Below are 25,797 nucleotides of genomic sequence, written 5' to 3' on the forward strand. Positions count from 1 at the left end.
ATGGTGCGGGGAATCGCAGATCTGCCCGGATGCCGGGTCACTGCGACGGCAGACGTCACGAGCGAAAGCGATGCAGCCCCTCAGGGGTGATCGCGGCGTCCACGAGGTGGTCGTGCGGTTCCTTCGGAACCGACGCGATCACCTCGTGCGCGTAGAGAAGTACGACGACCTCGGGGCGCGTGCCGGCTCTCTCGACGCGATCGAGCACGCGGTCGTACGAGCCGCCGCCGCGGCCCAGGCGCACTCCGTGAGCGTCCGCGGCAAGACCGGGCAGCAATATCAGCCGGGCCTGCGTGACGGCGTCAGGCCCGAGCCGCGGGCCCGTCGGCTCGAACAGCCCGCGTTCGGTGCGTACCAGGGCGTCGGGGCTGCGGTATTCGGCCCAGTCCAGGTCGTTGTCGGGCAGTAGGACCGGCAGCAGCACGCGGCTCCCCGCGTTCTGCATGGCGCCGATGAGAGGGCGTGTGCCGGGTTCCGTGCCCATGGAGACGTACGCGGCAACGGTCGCCGTGTCAGGGCGACCAGGCAGGGCGCGTACCCTCTCCATCAGCGCGGCTGCCGCGGCCTCACGCTCGTCGGCGGTCAACGCTGCTCTGGTGCGCAGGATTTGTGCCCGGAGCTTCGCTTTCTGCGTCCGAATCCCGCTCATACCATCCACGACCGTTGTATACCAGCTGTGATGGATCGGTACCTCATCTTCCGCGCATAGGCGAACGCTATGGTGTAGCGCATGACGCAGACACGTACCCGGATCAGCAAGGCTGTGATCCCAGCAGCCGGCCTCGGCACCCGCTTCCTGCCGGCGACGAAGGCCACACCCAAGGAGATGCTCCCTGTGGTGGACAAACCGGCGATCCAGTACGTGGTCGAGGAAGCCGTCTCGGCGCAGTTGTCCGACGTTCTTATGATCACCGGTCGTAACAAGCGCCCGCTGGAAGATCACTTCGACCGCAACTACGAGCTGGAGGAGACGCTCACCCGCAAGGGTGACAAGTCCCGGCTCGCGAGGGTGCGCGAGTCGAGCGACTTGGCCACCATGCACTACGTGCGCCAGGGCGACCCGAAGGGCCTGGGCCATGCGGTGCTGTGTGCGGAACCGCACGTGGGGGACCAGCCGTTCGCCGTGCTCCTCGGCGACGACCTGATCGACCCCCGCGACCGGCTGCTCGCCCGGATGATCGACGTGCAGGCGCAGTACGGCGGCAGCGTGATCGCACTCATGGAGGTCGCACCCGAGCAGATCCACCTCTACGGTGCCGCTGCCATAGTGCCCACCACCGACAGTGATGTCGTACGAGTCACCGATCTGATCGAGAAGCCTGAGCCAGAACAGGCGCCGTCCAATTACGCGATCATCGGCCGATACGTCCTGGACCCGGCGATCTTCGACGCCATCAGGAAGGTCGTTCCCGGCCGGAACGACGAGATCCAGCTGACCGACGCGCTGCGCGACCTCTGCCACCGGGACGACGCCGGCGGCCCCGTACACGGCGTCGTCTTCACCGGCCGCCGGTACGACACCGGCGACCGTGGCGACTACCTCCGTGCGATTGTCCGACTGGCATGCGAGCGTGAAGATCTGGGGCCGGACTTCCGGGCCTGGCTGCGTTCGTACGTCACCGAGGAGATGCAAGAGTGAGTCATGGCGCCGACCGGCTGTGGTCCGTCACCGAACACCTGGACAGCATCCTGGGTCAACTGACCCCGCTGGAGGCGATCGAGCTGCAACTGCTCGAAGCCCAGGGCTGTGTCCTGGTCGAGGACGTCACCGTGCCGGTGGCGCTGCCCCCCTTCGAGAACAGCTCCATGGACGGCTACGCGGTACGTGTCGCGGACACCGAAGCGGCGACGCTTGAACATCCCGCCGTCCTCGAAGTGATCGGCGATGTGGCGGCGGGCAGCGACGCGCTGCCCGCGGTCGGCCCCGGTCAGGCCGCCAGGATCATGACCGGCGCTCCGCTGCCGCCCGGCGCGGAGGCCGTCGTCCCCGTCGAGTGGACCGACGGCGGCACCGGCGGCGGACCGGCCAGCACCATGGCCGCGCACAGTGTCGACCCGGCCGGCGCCGGCGGCGAGGTACGCGTGCACCAGGGCGCCAAGGAGGGGCAGTTCGTACGGGCCCGCGGCAGCGATGTCGCGGCGGGCGAGCTCGCGCTCGCTGCCGGCACGGTCCTCGGCCCCCCGCAGATCGGCCTGCTGGCAGCAATCGGCCGTGGCACCGTCACCGTCAGGCCCCGCCCGCGAGTTGTCGTCGTGTCCACCGGCAGCGAATTGGTCCAGCCGGGTGAGGAGCTCCTGCCGGGCCGCATCCACGACTCCAACAGCTTCGTCCTCACCGCCGCCGCCCGCGATGCCGGAGCCATCGCCTTTCGCGTCGGCGCGGTTGTCGACGAGGTCGAGACGCTGCGTGCCGCCATCGAGGACCAGATGGTCCGCGCCGACATCATCGTCACCACGGGCGGTGTGAGCGTCGGCGCCTACGACGTCGTAAAGGAAGCGCTGTCCTCGCTCGGCGGTGCGATCAACGACACCGAGGAGAGTTCGGGCGGAGGTTCCGGGCACGTCGAATTCCGCAAGCTCGCAATGCAGCCGGGCAAACCGCAGGGCTTCGGCCGGATCGGCCCCGACCGGATCCCGCTGCTTGCCCTGCCCGGCAATCCGGTGAGCGCCTACGTCTCGTTCGAACTCTTCGTCCGCCCCGCCATCCGGACGCTGATGGGCGCCGAATCCGTGCACCGGGACGTCGTACGGGCCGCGTGCGTGACCTCGATCGACGGGTCGCCGGAAGGGCGGCGCCAGTTCCTGCGCGGCCGCTACGACCGGACGTCGGGCTCGGTCACCCCCGTAGGCGGCGCCGGATCGCACCTGGTCGCGGCCCTCGCGCACGCCAACGCTCTGATCGTCGTCCCCGAGGCCGTGACCTCGATGGAGGCCGGCAGCGAGGTGGATGTGGTGGTGCTGGACTAGCGCTCCCGCCGGGTGCACGCAGGGTCCCGGGGCGGGGAGTCGCGGCTGCCGGTACGGTGTCTGCCCTAGAGACCGCACCGGGAGAACGATGAGCAGCGCGCAGCATCACCTACCCCACCTCGACGAGGCAGGCGCGGCCCGTATGGTCGACGTCTCCGCGAAGGACGTGACCGCACGCACCGCCCGTGCGAGCGGGCGGGTCCTGGTCAGTCCTGAGGTCGTTCAACTGTTGCGTGGCGCAGGCATGCCCAAAGGCGACGCAATTGCCACAGCAAGGATCGCCGGCATCATGGGCGCCAAGCGCACACCCGAGCTCGTCCCGCTGTGCCACCCGCTGGCCGTCTCAGGAGTCACCGTCGACCTTGTCGTCGCGGAGGACGCCGTGGAGATCATCGCCACGGTGAAGACCACCGAGCGCACCGGCGTGGAAATGGAGGCGCTGACCGCTGTCAGCGTGGCCGCCCTCACCGTTGTCGACATGGTGAAAGCCGTCGACAAGGCGGCGGTCATCACCGACGTGCGGGTCGAGGACAAGACCGGTGGCAAGTCCGGCGACTGGCACCGGTCATGACCGGCGGTCACACCGGGATGCGGGCGCTCGCCGTGACCGCGTCCAACCGCGCGGCGGCCGGCGTCTACGAGGATCGCGGCGGGCCGCTGATCGTCGCCGCTCTTCAGGACCTCGGATTCGCCGTCGACGGGCCACAGGCCGTCCTGGACGGTGAGCCCGTCGGTGAGGCGCTGCGGGCGGCGGCCGCGGCCGGTTACGACGTGGTGGTCACCACCGGGGGCACCGGGATCTCACCGACCGACCGGACGCCCGAGGTGACCCGGCAAGTGCTGGACTACGAGATCCCCGGTATCGCGGAGGCGATCCGAGCCGCCGGCCGGGAGAAGGTGCCGACCGCGGCGCTCTCCCGCGGTCTCGCCGGGGTGGCGGGGCGCACCTTGGTCGTGAACCTCCCCGGGTCGACCGGCGGCGTCAAGGACGGGCTGGCGGTGCTCACCCCTCTGCTGACGCACGCCGTTGATCAGATTCGGGGCGGCGATCATCCGACTTCCGCACCTTCGAAACCATCAGTCCCTGGGAGACCGAGCTGAACGGGTCCTGGCCGACGGAACTGGTGGACGGTGACATCACCCTCCGCCCGATCAGGATGCGCGACCAACGGGCCTGGCGTGAAGTCAACCGGCGCAACCGCGACTGGTTGCGCCCCTGGGAGGCGACCGTGCCGCCCGCGCCGCCCGGTCATATCGCGCAGCGGCCCACATATCGACAAATGGTGCGCCATCTGCGCAACGAGGCGAGCGCCGGCCGCATGCTGCCGTTCGTCATCGACTACCAGGGCCGCCTGGCCGGCCAACTCACCGTCGCTGGCATCACCTGGGGATCGATGTGCTCGGCGCACATCGGCTACTGGGTCGACGAGGCAGTAGCCGGCCGCGGGGTGATGCCGACATCCGTCGCGCTCGCCGTCGACCATTGCTTCCGGCGGGTCGGACTGCACCGCGTCGAGGTGTGCATTCGACCCGAGAACGGACCGAGCCGCCGGGTCGCGGAAAAGCTCGGCTTCCGCGAGGAAGGGCTCCGCCCGCGCTATCTCCATATCGACGGCGGCTGGCGTGACCACCTGGTCTACGCGCTGACCGCCGAGGAAGTACCCGAGGGGCTGCTCAGCCGCTGGCGTCAGGCGAAGCCCGGTGCATCTCAAAAATAAGACAATTGTTCGAAAATGAAGCCTATCGCAAAAAAATCTCGGCTTATCAGCCAGATCGTGCGACACACCGGGCCAAATTCCGTATGGCGTGTCTCCGTTCCCCCTACCGTGTAGCGCGTGAGCAGTAGTGGCCTCATCTACGCAGTCATCGTCGGGGCCTGGGCTGCCTACCTGGTGCCGATGTGGCTCCGTAGGCAGGACGAGCTCAACGAAGCGCGTCCGACGGAACGCTTCAGTACCGCCATCCGGCTGCTGTCCGGGCGGGCGGCGATGGAGCGGCGTGTCGCGAAAGCGCGAGCTGAGAACGTCGAGCCCGGTAACGGCGACGTCGAGGACGACGACCTCGACCCCGCGGACGTCGTTGACGTCCGCGGCCTTGCTGTGCCCGCGACCGAGGTGCGCCCCGCCGGCGGCCGCGACCGTACGGCAGCCCCCGGTGCGGCCCGGCCGGACCCCCGCGCCAAGGTGCTGGCCCGGCGACGCCGTACGACCACGATGCTCTTCCTGGTCTTCACCGTCGGCGCCGTCGCCGCAGCAGTGGGCGGTGTCGCGCTGCTCTGGGCGCCGGTGATCCCGGCCGCTCTGCTGACGGTCTACATCGGGCAGATGCGCCGCCAGGAGCGCCGGCGCTACGAGGTGCGCCTGGACCAGCGCCATGCCGCGGAAGCCGCCAGGCGCCTGCGTGCGCGACCTGACCGCGCCCGCCAGGACCGTGGGCGTGCCGAGCTGCCTGCCGCGCCCGCCGAGGACGCCGCGCCGCCCGTACCCGTGGTGCCCGCGCCGTCGCCGCGTACGGCCGACCGCAGGGCGCTGGTCGAGCAGACGGACCACGCCGAGTGGGTCGACCAGCAGCGCGCCCAGCAGTCGGCCGACGACGGCTGGGACCCCGTACCAGTGCCGCTGCCCACCTATGTCACGGCTCCGGTGGCTCCGCGCACGAGCGGCGGCGTCGACCTCGGCGCGCCCGACACCTGGAGCTCGGCCCGGTCGGGCACGACGCCTTCCCCCGAGCCCACCGCGCCTCCTGTGGCGCCCACGGGACATCCCCGTCCGCGTACCACCCGGACCCCGCTCTTCGACCAGTACGCGGACCCGGACCGCCCGCGTGCGGCGAACGAGTAGCCCTCCTGCCAGCCGATATCGCGTTCACGACCACCCGTGCCGGGATGCTAGAGTTTCCTTCGTTGCAAGGGCCTGTGGCGCAGTCCGGTAGCGCACCTCGTTCGCATCGAGGGGGTCAGGGGTTCGAATCCCCTCAGGTCCACCGCAGCTCAAGGCCCCTAGTGGTGAAATCCGCTAGGGGCTTTTGCTTGTCCTATAGCGGTGAGGTTCGGTGACTACTTCCGATCGTGCCGTCACAGATGCTTTCTGGGCCTCTGCTGTGTGTCTTCTTCGCCGCCTCGGACAGTGGGTGTGTGGATCTCCTCCGTCATCGGGATCTTGTGCCGTGCCGAGCAAGCCGCATGTCTGCCTGGTGTGAGGACCGCTCGCTGCGATCTCCGGCGTGCGATTCGGGCCCGCCAGGCGCCTGTTGGGCCGGGCGTGTGACGTGCGCCACTCGTTGGTGCGGAAATATTCCGGCAGTCGTAAGAGCTTGAGTTTTCAAGATCTTACGAGGGAGTCGATATGTCGGCAGACGCAAGTCCAGTGCCCGCAGCGGTGTCCGTCGTACCGCCCGCCGCTGGTGTCCGCACCAAGGTGCGGGTTCCGCTGCGGTTCCCCGACGGGTGGGCGACCACCGTGGATGTCTTCACGTTCACCGGTCTGGTCGACGGCAAGGAACATCTGGCACTCGGCATCGGTGACTACGAGAACGCGGCGGTGCCGCTCGTGCGGCCGCATTCGGAGTGCCTGACCGGCGATGTCTTCGGCTCCCAGCGTTGCGACTGCGGCCCGCAGTTGCGAGAGGCCCTGGAGCGTATCGGCGAACGCGGCGGCTACCTCCTCTATCTGCGCCAGGAGGGCCGCGGCATCGGTCTCTACGCGAAACTCGACGCCTATGCGCTGCAGGACGACGGCATGGACACGTACGAGGCCAACCTCGCTCTCGGCCGCGGCGAGGACGAGCGTGACTACGCGGCCGCGGCCCAGATGCTGAACGCGCTCGGGGTGGGTGCGATCCGGCTGCTGAGCAACAATCCCGACAAGGCGCGGCAGTTGGCGCGGCTCGGTACGCGGGTGGCCGAGCGGGTGCCGACCGGCGTGCACGTCTCCGATGCCAACGTCCGCTACCTGCGGGCCAAGGTCGAACACACCGGCCACACTCTCGCGCTGCCGGCCTGAGGCGGTCGCCGTCGTCCCGACGTGCTGGGCGGCACCGTACGGGTGACTTTTCGGAAGCCTGCGCAATGTACGTCGGGGTGTGCCGCCCGGCGGTCTGCGCGGTTGCGCTGCGGGTGAGTGATACGACCCCACGATCGAAACGGTGGCGTTTCGATCGTGGGTCGTCTACTCTCTAGGTGTACGACATCGTTTCGATGGTGGGCTCGGCGCGTCGCATCCGGCGAGGGCGGCCGCTCACAGGACGCGGTCCTACGCTGTGCCCGCCAAGCAGAGGATTCGGAGGACAGGACATGACAGCTCAGGCATCCGCCGGGCGTCGTACCCGCCTGACCCCCGAGCGCGAGCGGGAGCTGTACGAGGCCGTGGTCGAGCTCCTGCGGGAGGTCGGCTACGAGGCACTGACGATGGACGCCGTCGCCGCCCGTACGCGCTCGAGCAAAGCCACCCTCTACCGTCAGTGGAAGGGCAAGCCGGAACTCGTCGCGACGGCACTGCGGCACTCCAAGCCGGTCTCGCTCGCGGACATCGACACCGGTTCGATCGTCGGCGACCTGCACGAGCTCATCCGGTGCCACGACGAGGACGAGTCCAAGCGCGACCAGGAGCTCATGCGCGGACTCGCGCATGCCGCCTTCCGGAACGAAGACCTTTTCCGTGCCCTGCGGGAATTGCTGATCGAACCGGAGCTGGACAGTTTCCGCGTCCTGGTGCGGCGCGCCGTGGACCGTGGCGAGCTGGCCGCCGACAACCCGGCGAGCAACTACATCCCCCACATGCTGTTCGGGTGCGCGATGGCACGCCCCATTCTCGAGGGCATCGACGCCGACCCTGAGTACAGCCACAGATTCATCGACGCCGTGGTGGTCCCTGCCCTCGGCTTGTCGTAAGTCACCGTGACGGTCCCGTGTATGCGGTCGTCACCGGAGGCGTACACCGCTGGGATGAGCCGGCGATGATCTGACTGATCCCTCACCCGATCGGGTGGGCGCCCAGTCGTATGGATCCGTACTTGATGCGCGGACCACCTGCAGGGCGCTCCCTGTTCACCTGCTCGCCCAATGGTCGCCACCATACCGATGGGCATACCTGCCTACGATCTGGCGACATCACCAGGATCGGGCAGCGGGGGATATCTACAGATGGCCGTACAGCAATCCCCCCTTGGCGCTACCAACCGGTTGCGGGCGGCGCTGCTCGGCACGTTCTCCGCAGTGCTCGCCTTCTGCGTCGGCGATGCGTTGGCGCACAATTACCCGTTCGGGAAGCACACCCGCAGCATCAATGACCTCGGTAACCAGTTCGTCCCCTACCACGCGCATCTGTGGGACCTGCTGCACGGGAAAGCCGACGGCGGGCTGCTGCTGAACTGGCAGTCCGGTTATGGCACCAGCTTCCTGCCGGACCTCGGCACGTACCTCTCCAGCCCGTTCGCCCTGCTGGTCGGGGTCTTCCCGCGGGACCGCATCGACCTCGCCGTCTACGTCATCACGGTGATGAAAATCGGTGCGGCGGCAGCGGCCATGGCATGTCTGCTGCTGACGCTGCGGCGCGGGCACTGGTGGGCCGCCGGGCTGCTCGGCGCGTCATACGCGATGTGCGGCTGGACGGTCGCAGCGGGGTCGTACAACACCATGTGGCTGGACGGTCTGATCGCCTTCCCGCTCTTCTGCATGGTCGTGGAATGGGCGCGGACGGGGCGGCGGCCCTTCCTGTCCGTCGTCGTGGTCGCGCTCGGCTGGACGGCGAACTTCTACATCGCGTACATGGCCACGCTCGGATCGGCCCTGGTGCTGATCGCCCTGCTGCTGATGGAGCCCGGCGCGACCCGGCGGGACTGGCTGACGTCGATCGGCCGTGCGTCGCGGTCCATGGTGATCGGTATCGGGCTGACCGCCCCGCTGCTGCTGACGATCGTCAAGGGCACGAAGCTGGCGTACCCGGGCTCGGTCCAGGAGTTCCACCCCGTGGCCTGGTCGGACATCTTCGGTCGTCTGCTGCCCGGTACGTTCACCTTTGCCACGCCGGCGCTGTATCTCGACACGGCCGCACTGTTGCTCGCCTTCGTGTTGCCCTTCCATCCGAACGTGCCGCGGCGGACGCGGCTGGTGTGGACGGGGCTTGTACTCGCGGTGACGGTGTCGATGCAGTGGAAGCCGACGCACTTGGCGTGGCACGCGTTCGCCACTCCCAACGGCAGTGCTTTCCGGCAGACCTTCGTGCTCAGCGGGATGATGATCATCGCGGCCTGGATCGGACTCGCGCACGGCCTGCCGAAGCTGCGGCAGATCGCCTGGGGCGTCGGGGTCATGGGCGTCGTGGCGGTGGTGGCAGCGGTCGGGGCCGATGACGGTGTCATCAGCCGTGGCACATACCCGCTGCTGGGCGTCGGCCTGGTCCTGGCGGTCGGCGCACTGCTGCTGCTGAGGCGAGCGGAGCTGGTGCGGAGCAGGGTTCTGGTGGTGGTCGCGGTCGTCGCCCTGATCGGTGTGCAGATCGGACAGTCGGCCTTCACCAACGCCTGGTCGGACCGTAAGCGCATCGAACTCATCGACGACTACGCCCCGTGGGGCAGCCGCCAGGACTCCCAGGAAGCCGCGATCGCCTCGGCCGACAGCTGGCCCGACTACCGCACCGACCCGGGTCGCGAGCAGACCGTCGCCAACGACCCGCTCATGGTCGGCGGGCAGGGAGCCGCGTACTACAGCAGCCTGACGCCTGACATATGGACCTACACGCTGGCCTCGCTCGGTGGCGGCTGGACCTCGCACGGCCGGTCGCTGCAGAGTCTCGACAGCCCGGTCACCGATGTGATCTTCTCCGTCGGCGCGCGGTCCCACCAGCCGCTGGACCCGCACGAGCCCGGCAATCCGCAGACGAAGATCCCGTCGACGATCACCCGGCAGCAGGTGCCGCCGCTGGTCACAGTGCACCCCGCCCAGCCCGCAGCGCACTACGGAGACTCGCCTTACCGCAACCAGGAACTGCTGCTCGGCCACACCGTCTACGACACGCCGGGCCCGATCACCCTGCACGACGGGCACGGCAACCTGATACCGCCGGACGGCGACCGCTTCCATGTGGCGGGCGGTTACGCCGACCCCAAGGGGAGCACCTACAAGCTCGAAGCGAACTGCCCGGCGGGTGATCAGGTCTACCTGTACACGCCGAGCGTGTTCAGTCATGTGCAGGTGCCCGGCGGGCCCAACATCCGCTTCACGGGACGCCTGACGTCCCGGCGCGCCGCGGCCGAGCATGTCGGCGACGTGCCGGCCGGCGGTCATGTGTCGCTGTCGATGCGCGTCCTGGAGACCAGCACGTTCGGCACCGACGCCGTCGGCTGCCTCAACATGGGCAAGCTGGCAACCGCCGAACGCCAGATCGCTGCGGCCGCCGCGACCTCGGAGCACGTCACGGACGACGGGATCAGCGCGCAACTGCCGCAGGGTTCGCGAGGATTCGCCGTGGTCGCGGCGCCGGCCATCACCGGGTGGCAGTGCTCCGCGGGTAACGGCGGCGTCCACGCCGGACGGTCGTATCTGGGGCTGCTGGCCGTGCCGCTGCCCGCAGACGGCAGCGCCACGTCCATCTCCTGCTCCTTCACCCCGCCCGGGCTGCACCAGGGTGAGGCCGTCGCCGGGGTGTCGCTGCTCGGACTCGTCGCGCTGGCCGGTTACGGCTGGTGGCGTCGGCGGTCGGGCGGCTCCGCGAGCAACGGCGGTGACCGCGGCAGCGATCTCGGCGCGTCACATGAGCCGATGACCGCCGCCCTGGCCGAGGGGTGAGTTGCGGGGCGTCGGATTGACGCCCCGCTCCCGGGGACCTGCGACGCTGTGCCGCGCGGAGCTGAGGTCAGCTCAGAACGGGCTGCTGGGCGCCGCGCTCGAAGCTCAGCAGCCAGCGCTTGCGCTCCAGGCCGCCGCCGTAGCCGGTCATGCTGCCGTCGGCGCCGACGACCCGGTGGCAGGGCACGATGATGCTGATCGGGTTCCTGCCGTTGGCCAGGCCGACCGCCCGGGAGGCGGTGGGTTGGCCGAGGGCTGCGGCGAGTTCGCCGTAGGAGACGGTCTCGCCGTAGGGGATGTCGCGCAGGCCCGCCCAGACCCGACGCTGGAACGGCGTGCCGGTTGTCGACAAGTCGATGTCGAAGTCGGTGGCCTCACCGGCGAAGTACGCGGTCAGCTGCTCGGCGGTGCGGGCGAGGACCGGGACGTCGGTGACGGCGACCTGCGGGCCGAAGGTGTCCTGCGACGGGATGTGCCGGTGTTGCGTCATGTAGAGGCCCGCCAGGCCACCCTCACGGGTGACGAGGGTGAGCGGGCCGATCGGGCTGTCCATGATCGTATGAGCGGCTGCGGTGAGGGTCGCAGCCGTGGTCGTACGAGCCGCCGTCGTCATCGTGAAGCGCCTTCCGGTTGAGGGTGGTGGGTGGGCAAGACGTTGATCGGATGATCGCCCGTCGCCCACAGGTATTGCGTCGCGTAGGCACGCCACGGCTGCCAGGCCGCGGCATGGCGGGTCAGTGCCGCCGGTGTGGCGGGCAGGCCGAGGTCGCGGGCGGCGTGGCGGACGCCCAGGTCGGTCGGCAGGAAGGCGTCGGGGTCGCCGAGCGCGCGCATGGCGATCGTCTCGACCGTCCACGGCCCGAAGCCCGGCAGTGCCGCCAGCTGCGCCCGCGCGCGCTGCCAGTCGCTGCCGACGTCCAGGTCGAGGTCGCCGCCCTCCAGGGCGCCCAGCAGCGCCGCCAGGGTGTCCCTGCGGGTCTGCGGCATCGCCAGCTCCGCCGGATCGTGACCGGCCAGCGCGGCGGAGGACGGGAAGAGGTGGGTCAGGCCGCCGGCCGGGTCCTCGACGGGCTCGCCGTAAGCCGCCACCAGACGCCCGGCGTGCGTGCGGGCGGCAGCCGTGGAGATCTGCTGCCCGAGCACCGCGCGGACGGCGAATTCCGCCCCGTCCGTGACCCGGGGCACGCGGCGGCCCGGAGACTTCGCGACCAGCGGCGCGAGCACCGGGTCGGCCGCGAGCGGCGCGTCCACCGCCAGGGGGTCGGCGTCCAGGTCGAGCAGCCGGCGGCAGCGGCTGATGGCCTGGGCGAGGTCGCGCCAGTCGGTGAGCCACAGCCGGCAGCCGATGTGATCGCTTTCCGGCCGCAGCTCGACGATCCCGGCGCCGTGCGGCAGCCGCAGGGTGCGGCGGTAGGCGCCGGCGCGCCACTCCTCGACGCCGGGGACCCCGGTGGCCGCGAGGTGGCCGAACAGGTTGTCCGGGGTGAGGGGGCGGCGGAAGGGCAGCCGCAGCGCGATGGAGCCCGCGGTGGCCGCGGGGCGGCCCTTGGCGACCCTGGCGCGCAGCTCGCCGGGCGCGAGGGCGAAGACCTCGCGGACGGTGTCGTTGAAGGTACGGATGCTGGCGAAGCCCGCGGCGAAGGCGATCTCGCCCATCGGCATGGCGGTGGTCTCGATCAGCAGCCGCGCGGTCTGGGCGCGCTGGGCGCGGGCCAGGGCGAGCGGTCCCGCGCCGAGCTCGGCGAGCAGTTGGCGCTCGACCTGGCGGGCGCTGTAGCCGAGCCGGGTGGCGAGCCCGGGAACGCCGTCGCGGTCGACCACGCCGTCGGCGATCAGCCGCATGGCGCGGGCGACCAGGTCGGCGCGCTCGTTCCACTGCGGTGAGCCGGGGCTCGCGTCGGGCCGGCACCTCTTGCAGGCGCGGAAGCCGGCCTGCTGCGCGGCGGCGGCGCTCGGGTAGAAGGTCATGTTCTCGACCTTGGGCGGCACCACCGGGCAGCTCGGCCGGCAGTAGATGCGGGTGGTCAGCACCGCCGTGAAGAACCACCCGTCGAATCGGGCGTCCTTCGACTGGACGGCACGTACGCAGGCGTCGAAGTCCGTATGCACCCCACCAGCATCGCTCCTCGTCACCGTCCTGGTCTGGCGAGAAAACGACATCGAAGTGGGAGCGCGGTGCGGGCTGTCAGTCGGAGACGCTGCTCTCCGGTACGAACTGCAGATCGGCGTATTCCGGGTGCCTGTCGATCCATCCGGAGATGAACGGGCAGATCGCCACCACCCGCAGCCCCTGGGCGCGGGCGTCGTCCAGGGCGGTACGTGCCAGCGCCGACCCGATACCGCGGCCCTCGTGGGCGTCGTCGACTTCCGTGTGCACGAAAGCGATCAAGTCGGGTGTCCGCATGTAGGAGGCCGTACCGGCCAGGTCGTCGCCGATCCTGGCCTCGTAGCGGTGGGCCTGCGGTGCGTCGGCCACGCTCACCGTCGCGCCGTCGTCCATTGCGCCGGAATTCGTCACGAGCGGTAGCCCTCCACCGTCGATGAGGGGCGGACGCGGGCGGAACCGGGGTCCTCGCCCGCCTCGGACAGGGCGCGGCGCTGCCGCAGCAGGTCCCAGCACTGGTCGAGTTCGTGTTCCAGTGCGGTCAGGCGTTCGCGTTCGTCCGCGCCTTCGGGTCCGGCGTCGGCGAGCAGGTCGCGAAGGACCTTCTCGTCGGCGACCATCTTGCTGATGCGGTCGAGTATGGCCTGCTCCGCGCTGGCGTCGTGGGGCTGTTGCACGGGGGACACCTCCCAGGGGTCGCTGTTTTCCACTCTTGCAGGTCGCCGGGCGTGGCGCTCGCGATACGCGGGCGTCAGTCGTCCCTGTCCGGGCGCTGCGGGACCTGGCGTGCGTCGGAGACCTCCGGGTGCGGCGGGCCGGCCCCGGGGCCCGTGGCGGCCGCCTGGCGGCGCAGCCACCCGTCGATCTCGGTGCGCACCCGGCGCTCCATGGCCAGCGACATCTCGGCGTCGACGATGTCCTTGGCCAGTGGGCGCAGGCGCTGCATGGCGTCGGAGATGCGCTGGGCCTGCTCGGGGGCCACGTCGTCCAGCGGTCCCAGGACGTGGGTCTTGACGACCTGGGTGAAGACTTCGGCGATGGCGTCGACGTGGCCGCGCACCTCGCGGCCCGCGGCCAGGACCGCGGCCAGCGGTACGCCCTCGCGTACCAGCGCGGCCGACACGTCGAGCAGGCGGCGGCTGGTGTGCAGTGCGCTTTCACCAGCGACGGAGATGTAACCGATTTCCAGGGCCGCGGTCAGATTCTCCGGGCTGGCGTCCTCGCCGAAGTAGTCGGCCAGTTCCTGTGGCGTCAGGACGACGGGAGTCTCGTCCGACCAGGGGGCGGCGAGGGTGTCGCCGACCCCCAGGAGTTCGGCGACGCCGTTCAGCGTGCGGCCGTTCTCCCAGGCGGTGATCAGCTCGGCGATGCCGCCGAGGGTGTGGCCGCGTTCCAGCAGTGCGGCGATCGTCCGCAGTCTGGCGAGATGGCTGTCGGAATACCAGGCGATACGACCGTCGCGCCGCGGCGGCGGGAGCAGGCGGCGCTCGCGGTAGAAGCGCAGGGTTCTGACCGGTATACCGGCCGCTTCCGCGAGCTCCTCGACCCGGTATTCGCGTGCGCCGGGCTGTCCGCCGGAGCGTGCGCCGGCGTAATCCGCTGTGCCTGTGTCGTCCACGCGGTCGTTCACCCGCCCAGCCTATGTGCTGGCGTAAGTGGCCTCATCCTGGTGCGGCGCTCCTTGTCCGACATCTGACCGCGTTTCTCGTGCGGGCGGCGCACATCGCCGCTCCGCGCGCCGCCCGTGCCCGGCGCATGGCGAGCGCCTCCCGCGCATGGCCCGGGCAGCGCGTCGGGCAAGGGGTCGGGAGGCGAATTCGGCCCGCCCCCTACCGCAGGTAACCTGCGGTGCCCTAGAGTCCCAACAATGCCAGTGATTAATGGCATGGTGGACGGCGGGCGCGGGACCGGTTGCGGTCCCCGGCTGTGGACAGGCCGGCGGAAGGGAAGGGCGGTGCCATGGGCGACGACAAGCCCGAACACGTGCGGGTGGCGGTGATCGGCTCCGGATTCGGCGGTCTGGGAGCCGCGGTGAGACTGCGGCGCGAGGGGATCACCGACTTCGTGATCCTGGAGCGGGCCGACGCCGTCGGCGGCACCTGGCGCGACAACAGCTACCCGGGATGCGCCTGCGACGTGCCCTCGCACCTCTACTCGTTCTCCTTTGCCCCCAACCCGGACTGGCCGCGCGCCTTCTCCGGGCAGCAGCACATCCGGGCCTACCTGGAGCACGTCACCGACACCTTCGGACTGCGTCCGCATCTGCGTTTCGGCGCGGAGGTGACCAGGGCGCGCTGGGACGGTGCCGCGCGGCGCTGGGAGGTGACCACCACAGCGGGGAACTGGACCGCCGAGGTCCTGGTATCGGCGACCGGCCCGCTGTCGGACCCGAAGACCCCCCACATCCCCGGCATCGAGGACTTCCCCGGGAGGGTCTTCCACTCCTCGCGCTGGGACCACGACTACGACCTGAAGGGCAAGCGCGTCGCCGTGGTCGGCACCGGGGCGTCGGCGGTCCAGATCGTGCCGTCCATCCAGCCCGAGGTCGGCAGTCTGACGGTCATCCAGCGCACACCGCCGTGGGTGATGCCGCGCGTCGACCGGCCGGTGAGCGGCGCGGAGCGCTGGCTGCACGACCGGGTGCCGAGCACCGCCAAGGCCAGGCGCGGGCTGCTCTGGCTGATCAGGGAGTTCCAGGTGGGCGCCTTCGTCAAGCGGCCCGGCCTGATGAAGGCCGCGGAACGCATCGCCCGCAGCCATTTGCGGCGGTCGGTCAAGGATCCGGCGCTGCGTGCCCGGCTCACCCCGGACTACACCATCGGCTGCAAGCGGATCCTGCTGTCCAACACCTATTACCCGGCGCTCGCGCAGCCCAATACGGAGGTCGTCACCTCGGCCCTCACCGAGGTGCGCGGGTCGTCGGTGGTCACCGCGGACGGGACCGAGCGGGAGGTCGACGCCATCGTCTTCGGTACCGGCTTCCATGTCACCGACCTGCCGATCGGCGACCGGGTCGTCGGCGCCGACGGGCGCACGCTGGCCGAGCACTGGAAGGGCGGCATGGCGGCGCTACGCGGCTGCACGGTCGACGGCTTCCCCAACCTGCTGCTCATCATCGGACCCAACACCGGCCTGGGGAACAGCTCGATGATCCTGATGATCGAATCGTCGCTCAATTACGTCGCCGACTACCTGCGCACCCTCGCGCGGACCGGCGCCGCGGCACTGGACGCGAAACCCGCGGCAGTGCGCGCGTGGAACGAGGAGATGCAGCGCCGTGCCGCCCGCACGGTCTGGAACACCGGCGGCTGCAAGAGCTGGTATCTGGACGCGAACGGGCGCAACACCACGGCATGGCCGGGCACCACGGCGGAGTTCCGCCGTGCGACCAGGCAGCTGAGGATCTCGGAATACGATCTGATCGCTCCCGCCACGGGTGACGCGCCGCCGGTGGGCGACGATCGTACGATCCGGGCGGAGGTCGCGTCATGACGCTCCCTTACGAGGCGGTGCCCGCCCGGCGGACGCTGCAGGTGGCGTCGGCCGACGGAACCCGTATCCATGTCGAGGAATTCGGCCGCACCGACGGTCCGACGGTGGTCCTCGCGCACGGCTGGACGTGTTCGATCCTCTTCTGGGCGCCGGTGGTACGGCTGCTCTCATCCGATTTCCGGGTGATCGCCTACGACCAGCGCGGCCACGGTCGCAGCGCGGCACCGCTCACCCGCAAGGGTTACAGCACCGGCGTACTGGCCGATGATCTGGAAGCCGTACTGGAAGCGACGCTGCGGGAGGGCGAACGGGCGGTGCTCGCCGGGCACTCCATGGGCGGTATGACGATCATGGCGGCATCCGGGCGGGCAGCCGTACGCAGCCGCACGTCCGCCGTGCTGCTGGCCAGCACCGGCAGCGGGCGGCTGCTCGGTATGACCGAGGTCCTGCCGCCGCGGTTCTCGCCGCGCTGGCTGCGACGGGTCTTCCACCGGCAGTTGCTGACCTCGCGGCTGCCGCTCGGGCCCGTCACCCCGATGTCCCGCGCCGCCTTCGCCTACGGCGTCCTGGGGACCGCCCCGACCAGGGAGCAGGCGGCGTTCACCGCGCGGATCGTGCAGGCGTGCAAGGCCAGGCAACGGGCGTCCTGGGGGCGGGTGCTGGCCGTCCTCGACCTGGACGCGGAGATCGCCGCGGTGGACGCGCCGACGGCCGTCCTGGTCGGCACCCACGACAAGCTCACCCCGAAGGTGCACTCCCGCGGCATCGCGGCGGCGCTCCCGCGCTGCGTCGGCCTGACCGAACTGCCAGGCCTCGGCCATATGACGCCGATCGAGGACCCGGCGGCTGTGGCGTCCGTCATCCGGTCGCTCGCCGCCGACGAAGCCGCGCCGCTTCCCGTAGCCGACAGCGACGGTGGCGCGGGACAAGGCGACCCCCTGGCAGAGGAGAAGAGCGCATGAGCCCGACATCGGTACGCGGACAGGTCGTGGTGGTGACCGGCGCCGCCCGCGGGGTCGGCGAGTTGCTGGCCCGCAAACTCGCCGCACGCGGCGCCCGGCTGGCGCTGGTCGGGCTGGAGCCCGACGAACTCAAGAAGGTCACCGCGTCGCTGGGTGACGACGCCGCCTGCTGGACCGCCGACGTCACCGACCGCGCCGCCATGGCGCAGGTCGCCGCCGACGTGCTCGCGCACTTCGGCCGGATCGACGTCGTGGTGGCCAACGCCGGTGTGGCGACCGGCGGTCCCTTCCTCGACTCCGACCCCGACGCCTTCGACCGGGTCATCCAGGTCAACTTGCTGGGCAGCATCGCCACCGCCCGAGCCTTCCTGCCGGCGCTGCTGGAATCCCGCGGCTATCTGCTGCAGATCGCCTCGCTCGCCGCGCTCACCCCGGCGCCCATGATGGCGGCGTACTGCGCGAGCAAGTCGGGGGTGGAGGCGTTCGCGCACAGCCTGCGCGCGGAAGTCGGCCACCTGGGCGTCACCGTGGGCGTGGGATATCTCAGCTGGACCGACACCGACATGGTGCGCGGCGCCGACCAGGACGAGGCGCTGCGGGAGTTGCGCGGCCGGCTGCCGTGGCCGGCCAACCGCACCTATCCGCTGGAGCCGGCCGTGGACCGGATCGCCGCGGGCATCGCGCGGCGTTCGCCGCATGTCTACGCCCAGTGGTGGCTGCGCGGCATGCAGTCGGTACGGGGCGGGCTGCCGTCGGTCATCGGCGGCGCGCTCGGGCGGCGGGAGATGCGGCGGGCGGCACCGGCGCTGGCCCGGCAGGGCGGCACGCGCCGGGGCCTGGTCGGGGCGGGCGGGGCCGCGGACGAGGCGGCCCGCGCCGCCGACCATCACGTTCCGTAACGGCCAAGTGGCTCTGACCTGCGGTGATTGGCAGTTGATTGCCCCGGGATGCGCTGGTTGTCACCCCGTGTAAGTCTGGTCGAGGCCGCATCCCCACACACTCCAGGAGGAGTAATCATGGGCGGTATGGACGACATCAGGAACAAGGCGAGCGAGTACGCCGAGAAGGCCAAGGGTGCCCGCCGTCAGGGCTCCGAGCAGGCCGACGAGGGCAGGCAGCGCGCCGGGCAGGAGACCCCGGAGCGCTCCGGCGGTCGCCTCGACGAGCAGGCCCAGCGTGGCCAGGAGCAGGCTCGTCGGCGTATGGGCGAGGACTCGACCGACGAGCCCCAGGACGACTGGAGCTGACGTCGCGCCTTGAGATGGTCGCGCTAATACCGTGACACAGGGAAGGGGTGTCCTTCGGGGCGCCCCTTCTACTCTGCGGTGGCGGACTCCTACCGGAGGATCGCGCGCAGTCGCTCGCGGCTGATGTGGTCGGCCGTGCGGGTCGTCTCCGGAAGGCGATACCGCGGGGCGAGCCGCAGGGTATGGGCGCAGGCGTGGTCCAGGCCGATCGCGTGGCCCACCGAGACGAACACCGGCTTGACGCCCGGCTGCGTCCGCACCGCCCGGCCCACGACCTCGCCGTTCTCCGACGTCAACGGGGCCGAGGCGCCGCGCGCTTCGCCGACGTCAGGGTGGCGGAAAACGAACGGCGTCTTCGCCACACCGAAGCACGGCAGTCCGGTCAGCACTCCCAGATGCACGGCCAGTCCGGCCCGGCGCGGGTGCGCGATGCCGTAGCCGTCGCAGACCAGGAGATCCGGCGTACGGGTCAGCTTCTCCAGCGCCGCCACCACGGAGGGCAGTTCACGGAACGCCAGCAGTCCCGGCACGTACGGGAAGGTCACCGTCCCCTCCACCACGGCGACCTCGACGGGTTCCAGCGTCCCGGCGTCCAGGACCACGGCCGCCGCGACGAGGGCGTCGCCTTGCGTGGCGTAGGAGACGTCCACGCCGGCGACCAGCCGTACACGGCCCGGCGCGGGCCCAGGTGAGGTGAGATCCGCGAGGCCGCGGATCCGCTCCTGCTCGGCCAGGGCCTCGTCCACCGACCGTGGCCACGACGCCTGCGCACCACCGCTGCTGTGAGTCTCCATTGCGGGCAGGCTGCCACGTCCGCGGCGCGGGCGGCCAGCCGAGGCGGCGGACGCCCCTCAGGGCGACATCGGGTGCGAGCGCGGGGGGAGCGGTGGCCTGGCCCGGTCCGGGCGGCTGGAGAGGTCGGGAGGGGTCGCCGCGGGGTGCTGGGAGAGCAGCGTCAGCGCGGTGCGTACGGCGACGTCGAGCTGCCCGTGCCGGCCCTCCGCCCAGTCCAGCGGCGTACGCAGGCATTCGATGTCGGGCGCCACGCCGTGGTTCTCGACCGACCAGCCGTAGGCGTCGAACCAGGCGGCGTTCATCGGCACGGTGATGACCGTCCCGTCGCCGAGGCGGTGGCGGCCGGTCATGCCGACCACGCCGCCCCAGGTGCGCAGGCCCACCACCGGGCCGAGGCCGAGGAGTTTGAACGCCGCGGTGATCATGTCGCCGTCGGAGGAGGTGGCCTCGTCGGCGATGGCGACCACCGGGCCGCGGGGCGCGTTGCTCGCGTAGGAGACGGGCTGGGCATTGCGGGTGAGGTCCCAGCCCAGGACGGTGCGGGTGAGTTTCTCGATGACGAGCTCACTGATGTTGCCGCCGGCGTTGCCGCGGACGTCGACCAGCAGCGCGTCGTAGGCGACCTCCTTGCGCAGGTCGCGGTTGAACTGCGCCCAGCCCGAGCCGCCCAGGTCCGGGATGTGCAGATAACCGCACCGGCCGCCGCTGAGCCGGCGGACGACCTTGCGGCGCCTGGCGACCCAGTGCTGGTAACGCAGCGGCCGGTCGTCGATGAGCGGGACGACGGCGATGCGGCGGGGCGCGCCACGGCCGCCGGGCGGGCGGAAGGTCAGCTCCACGGTGGTGCCGCCGGCCCCCGCGAGCAGCGGGAAGGGGCCCGCGTGCGGATCCACCGGCCGGCCGTCGACGTGGGTGAGGAGGGCGCCCTCGCGGATCCCGGTGCCCGCCAGCGGGGAGCGGGCCTTGGAGTCCGACGAGTCGCCCGGCAGGATGCGGACCACCGTCCAGGTGCCGTCCTTGTTGTGCTGGAAGTCGGCACCGAGCAGGCCGATGGGGCGCTGATAGTGCGGCGGCCCCTCGTTGCGGCGGGCGGCGGCGACATAGGCGTGAGAGGTGCCGAGTTCGCCCAGCACCTCGCGGAGCAGGTCGGCGAACTCGTCCGGCGTGGCGACCCGCTCCACCAGCGGGCGGTACTGGTCGAGGACGGCCGGCCAGTCGACACCGCACATGTCGGGCGCCCAGAAGTAGTCGCGGATCAGGCGGCCCGCCTCCGCGTACGACTGCCGCCATTCGGCGCCCGGGTCGACCTCGTGCAGGATGCGGCGCATGTCGACATAGACGGTGGTCTCGTCGTCGCCGCGTTCGGTGGCGGGCAGTACCGCCAGTTCCCCCTGGTCGTACACCGCGAGGCGCTGGCCGTCGCCGCTGACGGCGTACCAGTCCATGTGGTGGACCAGTTCGGTCTTCTTGGACTTGCCGAGGTTGAAGAACTCCAGGCTGGGGCGGGAGGAGGGGTCGGTGGGGTTGACGAAGGTCTCGCCCAGGGCGCCGGAGATCGGCCAGCGCATCCAGACCAGGCCGCCCCGCACCGGTTCGAGCGACGAGTACTTCGAGGCGGGCACCGGGAAGGGCGTCACCCGGCTGGCCAGACCCTCCGCCTCGACGACGACCGGGCCCTCGCTGCCGGCGCCGCTCTCGCCCGGGTCGAGTCCGCTGCCGCTCGCGCTGCCGACCGGGCCGCCGTCGACGGGCAGGGCGAAGGGCGACGGCGTGGCCGAGTTGAGCGGGACCAGATACGGGCGGCAGCCCAGCGGGAAGGACAGGTCGCCGGTATGGACGTCGTAGACCGGGTCGAAACCGCGCCAGGACAGGAAGGCCAGATAGCGGCCGTCACCGGTGAAGACCGGCTGCTCGTCCTCGAAGCGGCCGTTGGTGACGTCGATGATCGTCTGGTCGGACAGACGGGCGATCTTGATCGAGCGCAGGGAGCGGCCGACGCCGGGATGGGACCAGGTCAGCCAGGCCGAGTCGGGGGAGAAGGCGATGTCACGGACGGGGCCGTTGGTGGAGCGGATCAGCTCGTTCACCGTGCCGGGTGGTTGCTGTTCCTCGGTGTCGACATCGGTGTCGGTGTCGTCGTAGCGGGTCGCGCCGCCTTCTGACATGTCGGCGGCCACGCCGGAGGTCACCAGCAGCAGGCGGCCGTCGTGCGAGGCCACCGCCAGGGTGCGGCCGTCCGGCGCCGAGACCAGCTCCAGGACGCGGCCGAGGCGGCCCACGGCCAGCCGGGTGACCGCGTCGGAGGTGTCGCCGGGCGGCGGGCCGGTGTCGGCGCCACCGGTGTCGACGGTGATGACGCCGTCGACGTAGGCCACGCGGGTGGAGCCGGTTCTGGCCGTACGATCATCGCCCGCATCCGTACGATCATCGCCCGGCGGAATACGATCATCGCCCCCCGCCGTACGTGACCGCGCGCCGGCCACCGGAACCGTGTCCGCCGCCGCGTCCGCGGGCGCGCCCGACGGACCCGTGGTGTCCAGGGCGGCATCCATGGCGACGGCCGCGACCGCCGCGTCGGCCGCCGACTGCGGGCCGCGGCTCAGGGCGCGGGAGGCGCGGCCAGGAAGGTGGGCCAGCTCGATGCCGTCCTCGCCCTCGGCGTCGGTCACGTAGCCGACCAGCCCGGTGTCACCCAGCATCTCGGGCAGCCGGACGCGCGCGCCCGCGGCGTCGGCGATGGTGCGGGCCGGGCCGTCCCGGTGGGTGAGCCAGTACAGGCTGCCGCGGACGCACATGGCGCTGGCGCGGCCGGAGGGGTCGATGGCCAGGCTGTCGACATTGGCGGCGGACGGCACCTGGTAGTGGCGGCGGCCGCTGCGGGCCCCGCCCAGGCGCATGTCGAGGCGCCGCGGAACCGCGTCCGGCGCGGTCAGGTCCTCGACCAGCCACAGGTCGCCCGCGCACTGGTAGACGACGCGCACGCCGTCGGTGGCGGCGTTGCGGGCGTAGAAGTCGGCGTGGTCGGTGTGGCGGCGCAGGTCGGTGCCGTCGGGAAGGCAGGAGTAGAGGTTGCCGATGCCCTCGTGGTCGGACAGGAAGGCGACCCGGCCGGCGACGAACATCGGCGCGGCGAGGTGCCCGCCGATGTCCGGCACCAGGCGCTCGCCGTGCAGCCACAGCCGCCCGGTCGCGCCGCCGCGGTAGCGCTTCCAGGCGTGCGGCTCGTGCGGCGGCGTCCCCGTCAGCAGCAGGGTGCGGCGCTCGCCGTCCGCGTCCTGGTCGTCGTGCACGGCGATGTCCGACACCGGCCCCCAGGGCAGCGGCCCGCCCGGGCCGCATTCGACGGGCACGCTGTGCGCCCAGGTGAAGTAGGAGAACGCCTGCCCGTGCGAGGACACCGCGAGCACGCTGCCGTCGGGGGTCCATGAGCACACCCTGGTGTCTGCGCTGCCCCAGTACGTCAGCCGCCGAGAGGTGCCGCCCTCGGACGGCACCAGATACACCTCGGGGTCCAGGCTCCGCCAGGTCGTGAAGGCGATCGTCGCCCCGTCGGGTGACAGCCGTGGCGGCCCGACCCGCGTACGGTCCGCCGTCACCCGCCACGCACGTCCGGGAGCCCCGCCCGGCGGGCCGAGCGGGGCCACCCAGATGTCGTCCTCCGCGGCGAAGCAGAGCATGTCGCCGTGGAGGTGCGGGAACCTGAGGTACGCGCCGTCGCTCACCCCACCCATGGTTCGGGGCGCCCGCAACGCCAGCAACTTTTCACCCCTGTGCGCCCCCGGAGTGCCCCCGCACACCCGCCGGCCGCCGGGCGGCGCGGCCGCGACGGCGGCGGGGGCGTACGGTCCCGTCCAGGCCCGGCGGTCATCGTCGGGCGCCGGTGACCGGGAGGCAGGGTTGCAGGACGTGGCAGCGGAGGTCATCACGACGCGGCGGCTGACGCTGCTGCCGTTGGCCGCGCACCATGCCGGGGAAATGGCCCGGGTGCTGGACGACCCGGCGCTGCACGCCTTCATCGGGGGCGCCCCGCAGAGCGCGGAGGAGCTGCGGGCCCGGTACGAGCGGCTGGTCGCCGGGTCGGGCGACCCCGGGGTGTCGTGGTGCAACTGGGTGGTGCGGCTGCGTTCCGCGGATTGTCTGACCGGGACGGTGCAGGCGACGGTCGCCGGCGAGCGGGCGGAGATCGCGTGGGTGGTGGGCACGCCGTGGCAGGGACGGCGGATCGCGACCGAGGCCGCACGCGGGCTGGTCGGCTGGCTCGGCACGCGGGGGGTGACGGCGGTGGTGGCGCATGTCCACCCCGACCACCTGGCGTCCGCCGCGGTGGCCGCGGCGGCCGGGCTGACCGCCACGGACGAGTGGCACGACGGTGAGATGAGATGGCAGCTGATCATCCGATGAGCCGGACGTGTCGCGGCACCCGACGATGAAGGGGCGGCCGCGTGCGGTCGTGCCGGGGCGCTGACCTGGCGGGGTCGGCTCGCGTAACGTGCATTACCACCGAGTAGGTCGGGGTATTGGGCGCGGGGAGCAGGAGGCGGGCGGATGGCACTGGACGCGGACGTCGTCGTGGTGGGTGCGGGTCTCGCGGGACTGGTGGCCACCGCCGAACTGGCGGATGCCGGGCGGAAGGTGATCCTGGTCGACCAGGAGCCGGAGGCGTCGCTCGGCGGCCAGGCGTTCTGGTCGTTCGGCGGGCTGTTCTTCGTGGACTCACCCGAGCAGCGCCGGATGCGCATCAAGGACAGTACGGAGCTGGCGCTCCAGGACTGGCTGGGAACAGCCGGTTTCGACCGGCCCGAGGACCACTGGCCGCGGCAATGGGCGCAGGCCTACGTCGACTTCGCGTCCGGTGAGAAGCGGGCCTGGCTGCGCGAGCAGGGTCTGCGGCTCTTCCCGGTGGTCGGCTGGGCCGAGCGCGGCGGCTTCCTGGCGACCGGCCCCGGCAATTCGGTGCCGCGGTTCCACATCACCTGGGGTACGGGTCCCGGGGTCGTCGAGCCGTTCGAGCGCCGGGTGCGGGAGGCCGTCGCCCAGGGGCGCGTCGAACTGCGCTTCCGGCACCGGGTGACCGGCCTGAGCACCGCCGGCGGCGCCGTCGACGGCGTGACCGGTGAGGTGCTGGCGGCCAGCGACGCGGCACGCGGCACGGCCAGTTCGCGCGAGGTGGCGGGTGAATTCGCGCTCAGGGCGCAGGCGGTCATCGTCACCAGCGGCGGCATCGGCGGCAACCACGACCTGGTGCGTGCCGCCTGGCCGGACCGGCTCGGGACGCCCCCGAAGAAGCTGCTCTCCGGCGTCCCGGCGCATGTCGACGGACTGATGCTGGGTGTCGCGGAATCGGCGGGCGCCTCCGGGATCAACGGCGACCGTATGTGGCACTACACCGAGGGCATCGAGAACTGGAATCCGATCTGGGCCAGGCACGGGATCCGCATTCTGCCCGGTCCCTCGTCGCTGTGGCTCGACGCGACGGGAAAGCGGCTGCCCGTACCCTATTTCCCCGGCTTCGACACGCTCGGCACGCTCGAACACATCATGCGTACCGGCCATGAATACACCTGGTTCGTCCTCACGCAGAAGATCATCGAGAAGGAGTTCGCCCTTTCCGGCTCCGAGCAGAATCCGGACCTCACCGGGCGAAGCGTGCGCGAGGTGCTCAAACGCGCGTTGCCTGGCGCGCCCGGGCCGGTCGAGGCGTTCAAGCGGAACGGAGCCGACTTCGTCGTGGAGCGCGAACTCGGTGCACTGGTGCGGGGCATGAACGCGCTGACCGGGGAAGGCCTGGTCGACGAGGACGCGTTGCGTCGCGAAATCGAGGCGAGGGATCGGGAGATAGCGAATACATACACCAAGGATCTGCAGGTCACGGCAATTCGCGGGGCGCGGAACTACATCGGGGACAAGCTGATACGTACCGCGTCGCCGCACCGGCTGCTCGACCCGAAGGCCGGGCCGCTGATCGCCGTGCGGCTGAACATCCTCACGCGGAAGTCGCTGGGCGGGCTGGAGACCGATCTGGACGGGCGGGTGCTGCTGCCGCCGGGCGCCGCGGGCGCGCCGGGGCCCGGCGCCGGCGGGCGCGGCGAGCCGCTGGGCGGGCTGTACGCGGCGGGGGAGGCCGCGGGCTTCGGCGGCGGCGGGATGCACGGGTATCGGTCACTGGAGGGCACGTTTCTCGGCGGGTGCATATTCTCCGGGCGCGCGGCGGGGAGGGCCGCGGCGCTGGCCACGGCATAGTCCTGGGGCATCACCGCACCGCGGACCGGTAGGGGGAGTGCCTTTCCCGGTAAAGGACGCGGTGACCTGGGGGGATAGCGGGGGCAGCGGCTAACGCGGCCTGGCGCGGGGCGCGTTGTCGTGCTTCAAGCATTGACAGGAGCCAGAGGGCTCCGCACTATGGGAGCGCTCCCACGTTAAGAGCGTGTAACCGAACAATGAATCACC

Annotated in this window: 23 protein-coding genes and 1 tRNA gene; 16 read left to right on the forward strand and 8 right to left on the reverse strand. The window is 71.2% G+C overall.

Going from position 1 to position 25,797, the window contains the following annotated elements; translation table 11 throughout:
- Positions 1–55: 55 nt before the first annotated feature.
- Complete coding sequence (locus tag OG702_RS22525; protein WP_327293327.1) at positions 56–649, reverse strand: 5-formyltetrahydrofolate cyclo-ligase; 594 nt, start codon at positions 647–649, stop codon at positions 56–58.
- An 81-nt stretch (positions 650–730) separates the two neighbouring features.
- On the opposite strand from OG702_RS22525, the gene galU reads away from it, so the two are divergent.
- The 10 genes from galU (at position 731) to OG702_RS22575 (ending at position 10,750) form a co-directional block, all read left to right on the forward strand.
- Positions 731–1,639, forward strand: a complete 909-nt coding sequence (gene galU, locus OG702_RS22530; protein WP_327290724.1) for a UTP--glucose-1-phosphate uridylyltransferase GalU — start codon at positions 731–733, stop codon at positions 1,637–1,639.
- Entirely contained in the window at positions 1,600–2,967 is a 1,368-nt protein-coding gene (glp, locus tag OG702_RS22535; RefSeq protein ID WP_442814727.1) for a molybdotransferase-like divisome protein Glp, read from the forward strand. Before galU ends, glp begins: the two co-directional genes overlap by 40 nt.
- A gap of 88 nt (positions 2,968–3,055) precedes the next feature.
- Positions 3,056–3,538 (forward strand): cyclic pyranopterin monophosphate synthase MoaC, encoded by a 483-nt coding sequence (gene moaC, locus OG702_RS22540; protein WP_327290726.1) that lies wholly within the window; start codon positions 3,056–3,058, stop codon positions 3,536–3,538.
- Positions 3,535–4,068: a MogA/MoaB family molybdenum cofactor biosynthesis protein gene (locus OG702_RS22545; RefSeq protein ID WP_327290727.1), complete on the forward strand. Its 534-nt coding sequence runs from the start codon at positions 3,535–3,537 to the stop codon at positions 4,066–4,068. Before moaC ends, OG702_RS22545 begins: the two co-directional genes overlap by 4 nt.
- On the forward strand, positions 4,065–4,685 hold the full coding sequence (locus OG702_RS22550) for a GNAT family N-acetyltransferase (protein WP_327293328.1): 621 nt from the start codon (positions 4,065–4,067) through the stop codon (positions 4,683–4,685). Before OG702_RS22545 ends, OG702_RS22550 begins: the two co-directional genes overlap by 4 nt.
- A 117-nt stretch (positions 4,686–4,802) precedes the next feature.
- Entirely contained in the window at positions 4,803–5,807 is a 1,005-nt protein-coding gene (gene sepX, locus OG702_RS22555; RefSeq protein WP_327290728.1) for a divisome protein SepX/GlpR, read from the forward strand.
- A gap of 68 nt (positions 5,808–5,875) precedes the next feature.
- Positions 5,876–5,949, forward strand: a tRNA-Ala gene (locus tag OG702_RS22560).
- Between the two features lie 362 nt (positions 5,950–6,311).
- Positions 6,312–6,968 (forward strand): GTP cyclohydrolase II, encoded by a 657-nt coding sequence (locus OG702_RS22565; RefSeq protein WP_327290729.1) that lies wholly within the window; start codon positions 6,312–6,314, stop codon positions 6,966–6,968.
- 290 nt (positions 6,969–7,258) lie between these two features.
- The gene (locus tag OG702_RS22570; protein ID WP_327290730.1) at positions 7,259–7,855 is read left to right on the forward strand and encodes a TetR/AcrR family transcriptional regulator; all 597 of its coding nucleotides are present in this window, start codon (positions 7,259–7,261) and stop codon (positions 7,853–7,855) included.
- Positions 7,856–8,107: 252 nt separating this feature from the next.
- Positions 8,108–10,750: a YfhO family protein gene (locus OG702_RS22575; RefSeq protein WP_327290731.1), complete on the forward strand. Its 2,643-nt coding sequence runs from the start codon at positions 8,108–8,110 to the stop codon at positions 10,748–10,750.
- A gap of 67 nt (positions 10,751–10,817) precedes the next feature.
- Here OG702_RS22575 and OG702_RS22580 read toward each other — a convergent pair whose 3' ends face one another.
- From OG702_RS22580 to OG702_RS22600, 5 genes are all read right to left on the reverse strand, one after another.
- Positions 10,818–11,363 (reverse strand): methylated-DNA--[protein]-cysteine S-methyltransferase, encoded by a 546-nt coding sequence (locus OG702_RS22580; RefSeq protein WP_327290732.1) that lies wholly within the window; start codon positions 11,361–11,363, stop codon positions 10,818–10,820.
- Positions 11,360–12,859 (reverse strand): AlkA N-terminal domain-containing protein, encoded by a 1,500-nt coding sequence (locus OG702_RS22585; RefSeq protein ID WP_327290733.1) that lies wholly within the window; start codon positions 12,857–12,859, stop codon positions 11,360–11,362. Before OG702_RS22585 ends, OG702_RS22580 begins: the two co-directional genes overlap by 4 nt.
- Before the next feature lie 76 nt (positions 12,860–12,935).
- Complete coding sequence (locus OG702_RS22590) at positions 12,936–13,250, reverse strand: GNAT family N-acetyltransferase (RefSeq protein ID WP_327293329.1); 315 nt, start codon at positions 13,248–13,250, stop codon at positions 12,936–12,938.
- Positions 13,251–13,264: 14 nt separating this feature from the next.
- Positions 13,265–13,531, reverse strand: coding sequence for a DUF2630 family protein (locus OG702_RS22595; protein WP_327290734.1), 267 nt, complete (start codon positions 13,529–13,531; stop codon positions 13,265–13,267).
- 74 nt (positions 13,532–13,605) lie between these two features.
- The gene (locus OG702_RS22600) at positions 13,606–14,472 is read right to left on the reverse strand and encodes a MerR family transcriptional regulator (RefSeq protein WP_442814728.1); all 867 of its coding nucleotides are present in this window, start codon (positions 14,470–14,472) and stop codon (positions 13,606–13,608) included.
- 341 nt (positions 14,473–14,813) lie between these two features.
- On the opposite strand from OG702_RS22600, the gene OG702_RS22605 reads away from it, so the two are divergent.
- From OG702_RS22605 to OG702_RS22620, 4 genes are all read left to right on the forward strand, one after another.
- A complete protein-coding gene (locus OG702_RS22605) occupies positions 14,814–16,346 on the forward strand; it encodes a flavin-containing monooxygenase (protein ID WP_327290736.1) in 1,533 nt (510 codons plus the stop codon).
- Positions 16,343–17,308, forward strand: coding sequence for an alpha/beta fold hydrolase (locus OG702_RS22610; protein ID WP_327290737.1), 966 nt, complete (start codon positions 16,343–16,345; stop codon positions 17,306–17,308). The genes OG702_RS22605 and OG702_RS22610 overlap by 4 nt, the downstream gene beginning before the upstream one ends.
- Positions 17,305–18,207, forward strand: coding sequence for an SDR family oxidoreductase (locus tag OG702_RS22615; protein WP_327290738.1), 903 nt, complete (start codon positions 17,305–17,307; stop codon positions 18,205–18,207). The genes OG702_RS22610 and OG702_RS22615 overlap by 4 nt, the downstream gene beginning before the upstream one ends.
- 117 nt (positions 18,208–18,324) lie before the next feature.
- On the forward strand, positions 18,325–18,555 hold the full coding sequence (locus tag OG702_RS22620) for a hypothetical protein (RefSeq protein ID WP_327290739.1): 231 nt from the start codon (positions 18,325–18,327) through the stop codon (positions 18,553–18,555).
- An 89-nt stretch (positions 18,556–18,644) separates the two neighbouring features.
- Here the strand turns inward: OG702_RS22620 and OG702_RS22625 are convergent, their stop codons facing one another.
- On the reverse strand, positions 18,645–19,349 hold the full coding sequence (locus OG702_RS22625; RefSeq protein WP_327290740.1) for an endonuclease V: 705 nt from the start codon (positions 19,347–19,349) through the stop codon (positions 18,645–18,647).
- Positions 19,350–19,406: 57 nt separating this feature from the next.
- A complete protein-coding gene (locus tag OG702_RS22630; protein ID WP_442814505.1) occupies positions 19,407–23,081 on the reverse strand; it encodes a S41 family peptidase in 3,675 nt (1,224 codons plus the stop codon).
- Positions 23,082–23,247: 166 nt separating this feature from the next.
- On the opposite strand from OG702_RS22630, the gene OG702_RS22635 reads away from it, so the two are divergent.
- Positions 23,248–23,751 carry a GNAT family N-acetyltransferase gene (locus OG702_RS22635; RefSeq protein ID WP_327290742.1) on the forward strand — a complete coding sequence of 168 codons (504 nt, stop codon included), beginning with the start codon at positions 23,248–23,250 and terminating at the stop codon, positions 23,749–23,751.
- 144 nt (positions 23,752–23,895) lie between these two features.
- On the forward strand, positions 23,896–25,590 hold the full coding sequence (locus OG702_RS22640; protein ID WP_327290743.1) for an FAD-binding dehydrogenase: 1,695 nt from the start codon (positions 23,896–23,898) through the stop codon (positions 25,588–25,590).
- Positions 25,591–25,797 lie beyond the last annotated feature (207 nt).

It is taken from the genome of Streptomyces sp. NBC_01198 (genome assembly GCF_036010485.1).
In the GTDB taxonomy this organism is placed as follows: Bacteria; Actinomycetota; Actinomycetes; order Streptomycetales; family Streptomycetaceae; genus Actinacidiphila.